At 46.7% G+C, this 12,456-nt stretch carries 13 protein-coding genes, 9 tRNA genes and 1 rRNA gene; 19 read left to right on the top strand and 4 right to left on the bottom strand.

What is annotated here, in order from left to right; translation table 11 throughout:
* The first annotated feature begins 96 nt into the window (after nucleotides 1-96).
* The 10 genes from ACI39P_RS05825 (at nucleotide 97) to dpaL (ending at nucleotide 2,267) form a co-directional block, all read left to right on the top strand.
* Nucleotides 97-168: transfer RNA gene (locus ACI39P_RS05825), tRNA-Asn, on the top strand.
* Between the two features lie 46 nt (nucleotides 169-214).
* A tRNA-Glu gene (locus ACI39P_RS05820) sits at nucleotides 215-286 on the top strand.
* Between the two features lie 8 nt (nucleotides 287-294).
* Nucleotides 295-412 (top strand): 5S ribosomal RNA (gene rrf / locus ACI39P_RS05815).
* An 8-nt stretch (nucleotides 413-420) separates the two neighbouring features.
* Nucleotides 421-493, top strand: a tRNA-Thr gene (locus ACI39P_RS05810).
* 28 nt (nucleotides 494-521) lie between these two features.
* Nucleotides 522-595: transfer RNA gene (locus ACI39P_RS05805), tRNA-Ile, on the top strand.
* 20 nt (nucleotides 596-615) lie between these two features.
* Nucleotides 616-689: transfer RNA gene (locus tag ACI39P_RS05800), tRNA-Asp, on the top strand.
* A gap of 5 nt (nucleotides 690-694) precedes the next feature.
* A tRNA-Val gene (locus tag ACI39P_RS05795) sits at nucleotides 695-767 on the top strand.
* A gap of 8 nt (nucleotides 768-775) precedes the next feature.
* Nucleotides 776-849 (top strand) — tRNA-Met (locus ACI39P_RS05790).
* Between the two features lie 8 nt (nucleotides 850-857).
* Nucleotides 858-929 (top strand) — tRNA-Gln (locus ACI39P_RS05785).
* Nucleotides 930-1,058: 129 nt separating this feature from the next.
* Complete coding sequence (dpaL, locus tag ACI39P_RS05780; RefSeq protein ID WP_439719732.1) at nucleotides 1,059-2,267, top strand: diaminopropionate ammonia-lyase; 1,209 nt, start codon at nucleotides 1,059-1,061, stop codon at nucleotides 2,265-2,267.
* Nucleotides 2,268-2,400: 133 nt separating this feature from the next.
* Here dpaL and ACI39P_RS05775 read toward each other — a convergent pair whose 3' ends face one another.
* Both ACI39P_RS05775 and ACI39P_RS05770 read right to left on the bottom strand, forming a co-directional pair.
* The gene (locus ACI39P_RS05775; protein ID WP_439719731.1) at nucleotides 2,401-2,967 is read right to left on the bottom strand and encodes a GNAT family N-acetyltransferase; all 567 of its coding nucleotides are present in this window, start codon (nucleotides 2,965-2,967) and stop codon (nucleotides 2,401-2,403) included.
* Complete coding sequence (locus ACI39P_RS05770; RefSeq protein ID WP_439719730.1) at nucleotides 2,957-4,309, bottom strand: MATE family efflux transporter; 1,353 nt, start codon at nucleotides 4,307-4,309, stop codon at nucleotides 2,957-2,959. Before ACI39P_RS05770 ends, ACI39P_RS05775 begins: the two co-directional genes overlap by 11 nt.
* A 280-nt stretch (nucleotides 4,310-4,589) precedes the next feature.
* Between ACI39P_RS05770 and ACI39P_RS05765 the strand changes: the two genes are divergently transcribed.
* The 9 genes from ACI39P_RS05765 to ACI39P_RS05725 all read left to right on the top strand — a co-directional run bounded on the left by ACI39P_RS05765 (nucleotide 4,590) and on the right by ACI39P_RS05725 (nucleotide 11,344).
* Complete coding sequence (locus tag ACI39P_RS05765) at nucleotides 4,590-5,006, top strand: YjdF family protein (protein ID WP_439719729.1); 417 nt, start codon at nucleotides 4,590-4,592, stop codon at nucleotides 5,004-5,006.
* A gap of 54 nt (nucleotides 5,007-5,060) precedes the next feature.
* Nucleotides 5,061-5,540, top strand: a complete 480-nt coding sequence (ispF, locus tag ACI39P_RS05760; RefSeq protein ID WP_439719728.1) for a 2-C-methyl-D-erythritol 2,4-cyclodiphosphate synthase — start codon at nucleotides 5,061-5,063, stop codon at nucleotides 5,538-5,540.
* Nucleotides 5,541-6,125: 585 nt separating this feature from the next.
* Nucleotides 6,126-6,704 carry a serine O-acetyltransferase EpsC gene (gene epsC / locus ACI39P_RS05755; RefSeq protein ID WP_439719727.1) on the top strand — a complete coding sequence of 193 codons (579 nt, stop codon included), beginning with the start codon at nucleotides 6,126-6,128 and terminating at the stop codon, nucleotides 6,702-6,704.
* A 314-nt stretch (nucleotides 6,705-7,018) separates the two neighbouring features.
* A complete protein-coding gene (gene cysS / locus ACI39P_RS05750; RefSeq protein ID WP_439719726.1) occupies nucleotides 7,019-8,431 on the top strand; it encodes a cysteine--tRNA ligase in 1,413 nt (470 codons plus the stop codon).
* 3 nt (nucleotides 8,432-8,434) lie between these two features.
* Complete coding sequence (locus ACI39P_RS05745; RefSeq protein WP_439719725.1) at nucleotides 8,435-8,860, top strand: Mini-ribonuclease 3; 426 nt, start codon at nucleotides 8,435-8,437, stop codon at nucleotides 8,858-8,860.
* 166 nt (nucleotides 8,861-9,026) lie between these two features.
* A complete protein-coding gene (gene rlmB / locus ACI39P_RS05740) occupies nucleotides 9,027-9,797 on the top strand; it encodes a 23S rRNA (guanosine(2251)-2'-O)-methyltransferase RlmB (RefSeq protein ID WP_439719724.1) in 771 nt (256 codons plus the stop codon).
* Between the two features lie 241 nt (nucleotides 9,798-10,038).
* A complete protein-coding gene (locus ACI39P_RS05735) occupies nucleotides 10,039-10,557 on the top strand; it encodes an NYN domain-containing protein (protein WP_439719723.1) in 519 nt (172 codons plus the stop codon).
* A 20-nt stretch (nucleotides 10,558-10,577) separates the two neighbouring features.
* Nucleotides 10,578-11,237: an RNA polymerase sporulation sigma factor SigH gene (gene sigH / locus ACI39P_RS05730; protein ID WP_439719722.1), complete on the top strand. Its 660-nt coding sequence runs from the start codon at nucleotides 10,578-10,580 to the stop codon at nucleotides 11,235-11,237.
* A gap of 34 nt (nucleotides 11,238-11,271) precedes the next feature.
* Nucleotides 11,272-11,344: transfer RNA gene (locus ACI39P_RS05725), tRNA-Thr, on the top strand.
* 181 nt (nucleotides 11,345-11,525) lie between these two features.
* On the opposite strand, the gene ACI39P_RS05720 is transcribed toward ACI39P_RS05725, so the two are convergent.
* Together ACI39P_RS05720 and ACI39P_RS05715 are read right to left on the bottom strand one after the other, a co-directional pair.
* On the bottom strand, nucleotides 11,526-11,693 hold the full coding sequence (locus ACI39P_RS05720) for a hypothetical protein (RefSeq protein ID WP_439719721.1): 168 nt from the start codon (nucleotides 11,691-11,693) through the stop codon (nucleotides 11,526-11,528).
* 48 nt (nucleotides 11,694-11,741) lie between these two features.
* Nucleotides 11,742-11,924 (bottom strand): hypothetical protein, encoded by a 183-nt coding sequence (locus tag ACI39P_RS05715; protein WP_439719720.1) that lies wholly within the window; start codon nucleotides 11,922-11,924, stop codon nucleotides 11,742-11,744.
* Nucleotides 11,925-12,456 lie beyond the last annotated feature (532 nt).

Genomic DNA, 12,456 nt, shown 5'->3' with positions numbered 1-12,456 from the left:
ATAAACTATAAAAGCTTTCACGTGTATTCAGTTTTGAAGGTGTGAGACACATAGCGAAACGAAGGTTCGCTATGGGGGCATAGCCCAATATACTAATCCTCGATAGCTCAATGGCAGAGCATCCGGCTGTTAACCGGAGGGTTGCAGGTTCGAGTCCCGCTCGGGGAGTTTCAGAAGCTAAATGCTTTGGAGTTTGTAAACAAACTCCATATATGGTCCGTTGGTCAAGGGGTTAAGACACCGCCCTTTCACGGCGGTAACGCGGGTTCGAATCCCGCACGGATCATGAATATTTCCGGTGATGATGCGCCTAGGGGACACACCCGTTCCCATTCCGAACACGACGGTTAAGACCTAGGCGGTCGATGGTACTTGGTGGGCAGCTGCCTGGGAGAGTAGATGGTCGCCGGAATTCAATAAGCCGATGTGGCTCAATTGGCAGAGCAGCTGACTTGTAATCAGCAGGTTATCGGTTCGAGTCCGATCATCGGCTTACTTTTATATCGTATGTGGCACTCTTTGGGTCTTTAGCTCAGTTGGTTAGAGCATCCGGCTCATAACCGGACGGTCCCGGGTTCGAGTCCCTGAAGACCCACTAATTTTAAAATTGAATATGGCTCAGTAGCTCAGTTGGTTAGAGCGCCGGCCTGTCACGCCGGAGGTCGAGGGTTCGAGCCCCTTCTGAGTCGTTTATGGAAGTTTAGCTCAGCTGGGAGAGCATCTGCCTTACAAGCAGAGGGTCACAGGTTCGAGCCCTGTAACTTCCATTTTCTTTGGCGGAGTAGCTCAGTTGGCTAGAGCATGCGGTTCATACCCGCAGTGTCGGGGGTTCAAATCCCTCCTCCGCTACTAAATAATGGGGTATCGCCAAGCGGTAAGGCAACGGATTCTGATTCCGTCATTCGCAGGTTCGAATCCTGCTACCCTAGTGTAGCGCAGACAGAAATGTCTGCGCTTTTTTGTATTTCAAATATTCATTTGTAGAGGGGCCTTTTTCTTTACAGAGGCATTGACAGAAAAAAACAGATATAGGAAAATGAAAAAAAGGAGGGAAGAATATGGAACACACAAATTTTGATTTGGTATGGAATAAACGGGCAGCAGAACGGAGAGAGGATATTTCGTCTTTTCGCGTGGAAGAGGCTGGAAAAGCTCGTAATTTCCATCGTACTTTTCCCGTATACCAAGAAACGCCGCTGATTTTCTTGCAAAATCTGGCGAAAAAATTACAGGTGAAAAGTATTTATATAAAGGATGAAAGCTGGAGATTTGGGCTGAATGCCTTTAAGGTTTTGGGGACAAGCTATGCCATTGCCAATGAGATCGGCAAAAGAATCGGAAAGGAAATCACGGAGCTTTCGGCAGAAAGTATTCTTTCAAAAGAAACGAAAGAAAAAATCGGTGATATCACATTTGTTACGGCGACGGATGGCAACCATGGCAGAGGGGTTGCCTGGACAGCAAATAAGCTGGGACAGAAATCTGTGGTCTATATGCCCAAGGGCAGTGCTTTGGAACGCTTGGAAAACATTCGGGCAGAAGGCGCTGAAGCAGAAATTACAGATATGAATTATGATGATGCTGTACGTCTGGCCCAGAAAATGGCAGAGGAAAAAGATTGGATCGTGGTGCAGGATACGGCATGGGAAGGCTATGAGGACATTCCCCTCTGGATCATGCAGGGCTATACTACCATGGGGCATGAGATCATGGAACAGATCCCCGAAAAGCCTACCCATATTTTTCTACAGGCGGGCGTTGGCAGTATGGCTGGGGCTATGACCGGGTTTTTCTCCAATTTATATCAAGAGGATAAGCCTATCATCGTCATCGTGGAACCGGCGAAGGCTGATTGTCTATTCCAGACGGCAAAGGCGGATGATGGAAGGCTGCATAATGTAACAGGGGATATGGATACCATTATGGCGGGGCTGGCTTGTGGCGAACCCTGCACCATTGGCTGGGACGTTTTGAAGGGCTACGCCGATGCCTTTATCCGTTGCCCAGAATATGCGGCGGCAGATGGAATGCGTATTTTGGCGGCACCTGAGAAGGGGGATACAGCGGTGACAGCAGGGGAAAGCGGCGCAGCTGCTTTTGGCTGCATGGCGAATATTTTGATGGATAAAGAGTTGGCAGAATGGAAAAAGCTGCTGAAGCTGGACGAGAATTCTAGGATTCTTTGCATCAGTACAGAAGGCGACACAGATCAAAAGAATTATCAGGATGTGGTCTGGGGCGGAAAATATACAAAGTATCATGAATAAAAGAGAAAGAGTGAACTGCCGGCGACAATCCAAATAAGAAAACTGACCAATTCTGCAAAAAAACGGATAAATCGTTGAAAATCAAAGATTTATCCGTTTTAGATGTTTTTTTATTTGGATGCGCCTTTATAGCTCACTCTTTTTTTGCGGGGAAATGGTATTCATAGAAAAAGAAATCAGGAAATTCCTTTTCTGCAAAGGCTGCCATTTCCTTGGAGAAATTGGCGGGCAAAAGGGATTTTTCGCCGATACAGATGCCGCCGATTTTTTCTGCCAGCCTTTGGCTGGGAAGATTGTTTTTCTTGATTTTAGAATAAAAATGGTCGATGGGCAGTATTTTTTTTGCCCGTGAAAGAAAAACAGGCAGGACTTCCGTGGCAACGCCGTGTTTTTGATAGAGGGGGAGCAGATCGATGCCCAATTCGGGGGCAGGACTAAAAACCCATTGCAGCTGACAGAAGCCGCAAAAAGCCTGTGTATCTCTTTCGAGAATGGAACAGGTCAGATGTTCTTCTGCCAGCAAATCTTCCCATGCAAGGGCAGAAGCGCCCGTAAGAGGAGTACTTTGCAGGAAATGGGGCGTTTCTGCTTTTGCCAACTGCTGATAATAGGGTTTGTCTTCTGGGAAGATGCGGCGAAGAAGGTAATGTTCTGTTTGGGTGAAGATGCCGTTGGCATCGAAAAGGTCATTATACTTCATGTTTGTTTCCTTTCTGCATACGGAAATAAAATCCGCTGGCGACAATAAGGGAGAAGAAATCGACGATAGGCTGTACCCACATGCAGCCATACAGGGGAAACAGACCATCCATCAGGAACAGCAGAGGGACATCCAGCACGCCTTTGCGGAGGATGGAGGTGATGAGAGCCTCCCGAACTTTGCCCATGGCTTGAAACTGGATAATCATAGGATAGCAAAGAGCCATAAAGGGCATGGCCAGCACCATCCGGCGGAGAAAAGCAGCGCCATAGCCGATGGTCTGGGGATCGGAGATGAAGAGCGACGCCAGTTGTGGCGCGAACCCTTCGTAAATAATCACACAGAACAGAGCAAAGCCAAAGGAAATGGCGGCACCAAAGCGGAAAGCCTCTCGCCTGCGGAGCTCGTTGCCTGCGCTGTGGCTAAAGGCCAGAAGGGGCAGAAGACCATTGGCAACCCCGATGGAAAAATAGAGGGGAAGCTGATCCAGTTTTTTCACAATACCCAGAGCGGCAGTGGCTTCTGTGGCATATTTTGCTACGAAGGCCGATTGCGCCGCCACAGCTACCACCGTCAGCCCATATTGGAGGGCAGAGGGAAAGCCGATGGAAAGAATAGCTTTCAGATGCTTTTCCGTCTGGCGCAGATGGGCAGGAGAAATATTCAGGATGGTATCCCTTCTGCGAAGATATAAATACAGCAGAAAATAGGCGGCAGAAACCGTATTGGAAAGTGCAGTTGCCACGCCGGCACCAATGACACCCATTCCCAAGAATTTTGGCAGGATAAAAACAGGGTCCAGCAGGATATTCAGAATCCCGCCCAAAGAGACGCCGAAGGAGGCTTGCGCCGCTGCGCCCTCTGCCCGAACCAGATTCGCCAGCAGGGTATTCAGGATGGTGGGGACACCGCCGAAAACGACCACCCATTTGGCATAAGCGGCGGCAAAGGGATAGGTTGCTTCTGTGGCGCCGCAAAGGGTCAGAATAGGACGAGCCAAAAGCAGGAAGGATAGAGAAAAAAGAATCGCCGTCAAAAGCCCCAGCCAAAAGGAGATAGAGGCGACTTCCTTTGCATCCTGTGTTTCTTTTTTGCCCAGCTTCCGGGCGATGAGACTGGCGCCGCCGATGCCAAAGAGGTTGGAAATGGCGGTCAGCATCACGAAGGAGGGATAGACGATGGTGATGGCAGCCGTCTGGGCGGGGGCGTTCAGGATGCCGACGAAATAGGTATCTGCAAGGCTGTAAAGCAGGGCAATCATCTGGCTGGCAATGGCGGGGAGAATCTGTTTCAAAACCGCCTGACGAACGGGCAGGGCTTCAAAAACCATTGTGTCTGCCATGGCATTCCCTTCCTTTCAAAATTATCTCTGGTATCAGTATATCACTTTTGGAAGGAAAAAAAGCAGGAAATATAAAATTGCTCCACGGGGCGGAAATAGGCTGACTGCCGGAAGGCTTGACAGGGAACGGGAATCGGGCTATATTGAAAAAGCAAAGATAAAAACACAGTCCGGTTGGTAGTCCGGGCGGGGAAATTTCCCTCAGTAGCCCTCCATCCAGAGTATGACCTGCATACGATGGTCGTCCCTTCTTTGCATTTGAAAAAAAGGAGGGAGCAGCATGGAAAAGGTTGCGGTAGTGTTCACGGTGTTTTTTGAGGAGCCTTTCTGGTGCGGGGTCTATCAGCGGCAGGAAGGAAACCATCTGGAGGCGGCAAGGGTTGTTTTTGGCCCGGAGCCGAAGGATTATGAGGTGCAGGCGTTTTTCTTGCAGAACTGGAAGCGATTGCGTTTTGGGGAAACCAGCGGAGAGAAAATCACCGCAGAACGGAAAAATCCCAAGCGGATGCAGCGGGAAGCACGAAAACAGATGAGCGAAAAAGGCGTTGGCACCAAGGCGCAGCAGGCATTGGCCGCCTTGCGGGAGGAAATGAAAACGGAGCGGAAGACCAGAACCAAAGAGGAAAAGCTGGCAGAAGCGGAACGGAAATTCCAGCAGAGGCAGGCAAAGCGTCGGGAAAAGCATAAAGGACATTAAAAAAGAGAGGGGGAATTTTCCCTCTCTCTGCATATGATGGAAAGGAGAAACAGCATGAGGATTGGTTCAGGCTATGATGTGCATAAATTGGTGGAAGACAGAGATTTGATTATTGGCGGGGTAAAGATTCCCTATGAGAAAGGCTTGCTGGGGCATTCCGATGCGGATGTGCTGCTCCATGCTATTTCCGATGCCCTGCTGGGGGCGGCGGCCTTGGGGGATATCGGCAGACATTTTCCCGATACTGACCCTCAGTTCAAGGGGGCAGACAGCAGAAAATTATTGTCTCAAGTTTTACACTTGATTTCTGAGAAAGGTTATTGTATAATGAACCTCGATGCAACCATTATTGCACAGAAGCCTAAGATGGCACCCCATATCCAAGAGATGCGGGAAAATATCGCAGAAACCTTGCAGATTTCTGTGGATCAGGTCAATGTGAAGGCCACCACGGAGGAAGGCATGGGCTTTACCGGTGCAGGCTTGGGCATCGCCGCCTCCGCAGTTTGTCTGCTGGAGGAAAAAGCAAAATAAGAAAAAAGTGATGATGGAAAAGAGTAATCCTTGGGAAACATCCATGATGTTTTTCCATCCACCTGACAGAGAATAACGGCCTTGGTGAAAGGCGGTGAGATTCGAGCCGATGCGGCGCATGGGTTTGCTTGTCACCACCTTGAGATACATTGGGTGGGAGCCGTTTACAGGATGGGGAGGATGAAGTGCGTTCCTGAACTGAACGGGCGAAGATTCAGTAGCCTGTATCCGTTGACAACGTTACAGTCATTGAGGTGAGGCGGTTATCATAGATACCGTCTAAGTAAAGTGGAACCGCGGAATATTGCCGTCTTTGCAAATTTGCAAAGGCGGATTTTTTATTTTTAGCGGAGAAAGACAGTTTTGCATATAGCATACAAAGGGCTTTCTAAAATTTCCAAAAAGGAGGTGGGCCAAATGGCTTTATGGGAAGAAAAAAGCAAAAACGGGAAGCCGATTGGCTGCCTGCAGGAAAAACATATTGAAGAACGAAAGCGTGTGGAAGTGTGTACGAAGCCCTCTGCATAAGCAGCAGGGCGTACCCGAAAAAACATACTATTATTATCGCTTTAGGAGGAATTTGATATGTTGAAAGAATTTTGGAAAGAATCCGTTGCAGTTGTAAGAGAAAAAGACCCTGCATTCAAAAGTGCCATTGAGGTGCTGTTATATCCCAGCTTTTGGGCAGTGGTGAATCATCGGATCGCCCATGGTTTGTATCAGAAAGGGCTGTTGGTACCGGCACGTTTCGTTTCTCAGCTTTCTCGTTTCCTGACGGGAATTGAGATCCATCCCGGTGCTACCATCGGCAAGCGGTTTTTTATCGACCATGGTGCAGGCATTGTCATTGGCGAAACGGCGGAAATTGGCGACAACGTCATGTTGTATCATGGGGTGACACTGGGCGGTACCGGCAAGGATAAAAACAAACGCCACCCGACCGTAGAGGATAACGTGATGATCGGCGCGGGGACTATTGTTCTGGGGCCTGTGACCATTGGTGCCAATACGAAAGTCGGCGCCGGTTCTGTGGTAACACAGGATCTGCCTCCCAATGTAACAGCCGTTGGTTCTCCTGTTATGATCGTAAGAAAGGATGGGGTACGTATCCCTCCTATCGCACCGGAGCAGTTGACAGGGCACAAGAAACGTCGCGCGATCTAAAACTTCTTTTGGGACTCTGTCCCAAGCCCTGCGAGGGACTTTGTCCCCTCGACCCCTACAAGGGGGAACCCCCTTGACCCTATTTGCAAAAGCTAGCGTTTTTGCGGGGGGATAGAAAAATTTTGAAAAACATGAGAAATTTACAGCGAGAATCAATCTTTTGTGTTATACTGTACAATAGAGAGATTTGCTGTGAAATATATAAATCCTGTTTGCAAAACGAAGTTTTGCGTAACGGGTGCAGGGAGTGATTCCCTGCCGGGTGAGTTGAGGGCAGAGCCCTCCAGGTCTTAGAAAGGAAAGGTGTGAATCCCATGAAAGTATATAATACATTGACAAGACAGAAAGAAGAATTCGTACCCATGGAGGAAGGCAAAGTAAAAATGTACGTTTGCGGCCCCACTGTGTATGACTATATCCACATCGGTAACGCAAGACCCTACGTTGTATTCGATACGGTAAGACGCTATATGGAATATAAAGGCTACGATGTAACCTATGTGCAGAACTTCACTGACGTTGACGATAAAATCATCAACAGAGCCAACAAAGAAGGCAAAACAATGTCTGAAATCTCCAATAAATACATTGAAGAAGCCTTCCGTGATGCAGATGGCCTGAATGTAAAAAGAGCAACCGTTCACCCTCGTGTAACAGAAGAAATGGACGGCATCATCGCTATGGTGCAGACATTGATCGATAAAGGGTTTGCTTATGAGGACAATGGTACCGTTTACTACAACACAAAAATGTTCCCCGAATATGGCAAACTGTCTAGAAAAAATCTGGATGAACTGCTTGCCGGTGCTTCTGAACGTGTTGCCATCGATGATGCAAAGAAAAATCCTACAGACTTTGTTCTGTGGAAGCCTAAAAAAGAAGGCGAACCCAGCTGGCCCTCTCCTTGGGGTGACGGCAGACCCGGCTGGCACATCGAATGCTCCGTTATGTCCAAGCATTATCTGGGGGATACCTTCGATATCCATGCCGGCGGGGAAGACCTGATCTTCCCTCACCATGAAAATGAAATCGCTCAGTCTGAAGCGGCAAATGGTGTGCCTTTTGCAAGATACTGGCTGCACAACGGCTTTATCACTGTGGACAACGAAAAAATGTCCAAATCTCTGGGCAACTTCTTCACAGTAAGAGATATTGCGGCCCACTTCCCTTATGAGGTTATCCGTTTCTTCATCTTGAATGGTCACTACAGAAGCCCCATCAACTTCAGTGATGAACTGATGAAAGCCTGCCAGAATGGTCTGGAAAGAATCAAAAACGCAAGAAAAGAACTGAGCTTCTATATCGCCAATGCGGCTGATACAAAGATGACAGCAGAAGAAGCTGCGAAAGAAGCAGAACTGAACGGCTACAAAGATCAGTTTGAAGCAGCTATGGATGATGACTTCAATACAGCTGATGCTATTTCCGCGATTTATGAACTGGTTCGTTTTTCCAATATCGAAGTCAAAGCTGGTGCTTCCAAAGAATTTGCAGTGAAGATTCAGGATATGCTGGATCATTTGTGCGGTGTTCTGGGCGTGGCAGAACTGAAGGAAGAAGCAGTTTCCGATGAAGAAGTGGCGAAAATCGAGGCACTGATCGCTCAGAGAGCAGAAGCAAAGAAAGCAAAAGACTTTGCAAAGGCTGATGCTATCCGTGATGAGCTGGCGGCTATGGGCATCACCATCAAGGATACCCGCCAGGGTGTGCAGTGGTCCAGAGGCTAAGCCATGGATTTGAAAGAACTTGATTTAGTATTAGGCGGGCAGGGGGAATGTGACCCACGGGAATATTCCTCCCTTGCTCTGGCGCATATTGGCGATGCGGTGTTTGAGGTTTTGGTGCGGCTGACGGTTCTGACCGATGGCAATGCCCCTGTGAATAAGCTGCATAAAAAGGCACGGGATATGGTCAATGCCAAAGCTCAGGCGGAATTGTATTACCGCATCAAGGACGCATTGACAGAGGAAGAAGAAGGCGTGTTCCGCAGGGGGCGCAATGCCAAATCTTTCACGGTGCCGAAAAATGCCGATCTGATGGATTATCGCCATGCTACCGGGTTGGAAGCTCTTTTTGGTTACCTTTACCTGAAAGGGGAAAAGGCAAGAGCCGTGGAGCTGTTCAAGCTGGGAATGGCGGGAAAATTGGACAAATAACTGCAAAACAAAGCCGAAGGGAAATACGGTGATCTTTCCCCTCGGCTTTATGGTATTATAACGAGGAAAGCGGCTGTTATGCTTGCATAAACAGCCATTTGACGAGAAAAATCATCGAGACGATAGTCGAGATGGCGTATAGAAAAAACGGCTAGGAGGGTCTCTTTTGGAAAAAGAAAGAAGACGGGAAAGAGAATATAACGAAAACCAGCTGGAAGGCAGAAACGCCGTGCTGGAAGTGCTGAGAAGCGGCAGAGATATTGAAAAAATTTTGGTACAGAAGGGCAATGTGGAGGGTACCATCAAGCGCATTGTGGCGCAGGCTGCGGAAAAAGGCGTGGTGATCCAGGAGACAAGCCGCCAGAAACTGGATGAGCTTTCCCAGACAAAGAATCATCAGGGGGTAATTGCGCTGGTCTCTGCCCATGATTATGTGGATGTGGATGATATTCTGGCTGCGGCAAGAGAAAAGGGAGAAGATCCCTTTATTATCCTGCTGGATGGTATCACAGACCCCCACAATCTGGGCGCAATTTTGCGGACAGCGGAATGTGCCGGTGCCCATGGCGTGATCATTCCCAAGCGCCGTTCTGTAGGCTTGAATGCCACAGTGGGCAAAACCTCCGCCGGAGCCATTGAATATATGCCTGTAGCCCGGGTGACAAATATCGTGAAAACTATGGAATATCTGAAAAAAGAGGGTCTGTGGTTTGCCTGTGCGGATATGGGCGAAGCAGATTATTTTGATACGAACCTGAAAGGGCCTATCGGCTTAGTCATCGGCAGTGAAGGGGAAGGTGTCAGCAGGCTGGTGAAGGAAAACTGTGATTTTACAGCCTCTATCCCTATGTATGGCAAGATTTCTTCTTTGAATGCCTCTGTAGCGGCGGCGCTGTTGATGTACGAGGTCGTTCGCCAGAGAAATTATAGTAAGTAAAGACCTTGGGGGCATTGCTCCCAATACCCCCAGGAGGGGATAATCCCCTCGACCCTATACCGCAACATATTCAAGTGGGATTTGCTTCGCAAACCTTGCCCTTTGGGCAACCGCCGCATCTGTTCGGCGGCACGTTACATGTACATGGTGTTGCAAATGGGGGTGCTAAGGGAATCATTCCCCTAGCAGGGTTTGGGACAGAGTCCCAAGGTTTTTGACCTTAAGAAAGGAGGGGAATCTGTTGGCGAAGGAGTTCTTGCTGGTGGATGGCTATAACATCATCCACGCATGGGATGAATTGAAAGAACTGGTAGAGGATGTCAGCCTGGAAAGCGCCCGGCAGCGGCTGATGGATATCCTTTCCAATTATAAAGGCACTAGTAAAGCCACCATTATTCTGGTGTTTGACGGCTATCTGGTGAAGGGCAACATCGGAACGGTATACGAATACAATAATATCTATGTTGTATATACCAAGGAAGCCGAGACCGCCGATCATTATATCGAACGGGTGGTGACCTCTTTGCCGAAGCATTATAAGGTGCGGGTCGCTACCGGAGATGGCTTGGAGCAGCTTATTATCTACGGGCAGGGGGCAACCCGTATGACCGCAAGGGAGCTTTGGGTGGAAGTGCAGGCTATGGAAACAGAATTGCGGGAAAGATTTATTGAAAACAGACCGCCGAAAAATAATATTTTGGCAGATCATCTGGATGAGGAATCTCTGGCATGGTTTGAAGCCTTGCGGCGGAAGAAATAATCAACGATGGAGAATTTGATATGGCAGAAACAACGAAAGAACAGAATTATGAACAGAAAAAGGACGAAGAACTGGTGCTGATGGCGCAGAATGGGGATGATGCGGCGCAGGAGTATCTGCTGGATAAGTATAAATCTTTAGTGCGTGCAAAATCCAGAGCCTATTTCCTGATCGGCGCGGATAGTGAAGATATCATCCAGGAAGGGATGATCGGTCTGTACAAAGCCGTAAGAGATTATAATGAGGTAAAGAATGCCTCCTTCCGCAGCTTTGCGGAGCTTTGTGTGAACCGCCAGATGATCACTGCCATCAAAGCGGCCACCAGGCAGAAGCATCAGCCTTTGAATTCCTATATTTCTTTGAATAAACCTGTTTATGAGGAGGAATCTGAACAGACATATATGGATTTTTTGCAGAGCAGCAGCAGTGCATTGCTGAATCCGGAGGCTTTGCTCATTGGTCAGGAAAATAAGAATTTTTTGGAAAATCAGATGGTAAAGAGCCTGAGCAGCTTTGAAACAAAGGTTCTGGTGCTGTATTTGCAGGGCAGGAGTTATTTTGAAATTGCCCATGTATTGGATAAACCGGAAAAATCCATTGATAACGCCTTGCAGCGGGTCAAGAAAAAATTGGAGAAATTTTTGGAAGAAAAAAATCTTGACGGTGCGGAAGGTATGTGATATTATGTATAGGCTGATGTAATATTATGCCTTTGCTGCTATGGCTCAGTCGGTAGAGCGTCGCCTTGGTAAGGCGGAGGTCACGGGTTCAAGTCCCGTTAGCAGCTTATTGAAACCCTTGATTTTTCAAGGGTTTTTTGTTTTGGTAATCAACAGGTAATCAAGATGTAATTTTATGATAACAAAAACAGTTTGAGAGGAAAGGAGTGCTTGAATCTGTTGTATTTTATAACTTTCACATCGTTATTTAAAAAGGTGTAAGACCATACATCTTCAATTTTTGGTTATTTAGAATTTGAGTTTTTCAGTGATTTTATTTAGCTGTTTCTCAGCAAATTTTTTAATTTCTTCATTGCCTGATTTTTCAGCCATTTCCTTTACTTCTTCCCAATCCTCTTGTAAATCAAGTAACATGCCTTTGTATTGCTCATTTGTCATGCCCATTTCATTATTCATCCTTTCAGCCCCTTTCGTTGTATATGTAATTACAATTATAGTTATGATTTATTTGTCAAATTCAAAATCACCGTGATTAACACCTAAAGCAGAGAGTTTGTTTTTCTGGACTTTGATTTGATAATCTAATTCTGTATTAGTACTTTGCTCAGCGTTTTTAATTCGCATTAAGTTTACATAGTAACCAATTTCAAAATTTATCATTTCATCTCTGTTCATTTCATCTTTCATCCTTTCAGCCCCTTTCGTTGTATTATGTAAGTACAATTATAAGGGGAAAATAGGAAGGTGTAAAGCTTTATTAAATTGTCAAGGTGCGGGGCAGATTTGACTTTAAATGTCTTTTCTGCTATAGTTTGAATTGGGGGAAGGGATATTCAGCGGTTAAGCTGGGCAGAGCTTTTTGTGATTTAGTGACTGTTTATGTATTTCGATGCTTCGGTTTCAGTAGCAAATACCTGCTACAAGAGTGAGATAAAACACAGTATAAAGAGCGATTGTTTTGTATCACCATTTATGAGATTATTTAATCTGAACAAAGTACTTAAACGAGAAAATTGTAGACTGATAATAAACGTTGCTTAGAATTAAATTTAAGAGGGGATACGAATATGTATGCCACATTTTGAACATGGAAAACTCCATGGTCTTTTTTATATACACCGGAACATGTCATGCAAGAGTGCACATCATTATGCTGTATTTATTAAAATACACGAAAACCGATTTGCTTTTTTGGGGAGATTATCTGTTTTCCACAGAA

The organism is Anaerotignum sp. (assembly GCF_051877975.1).
Taxonomy (GTDB): domain Bacteria; phylum Bacillota; class Clostridia; order Lachnospirales; family Anaerotignaceae; genus Anaerotignum_A.
The sequence above is the reverse complement of the archived record's forward strand: the minus strand, read 5'-3'. Positions and strand labels throughout refer to the sequence as shown.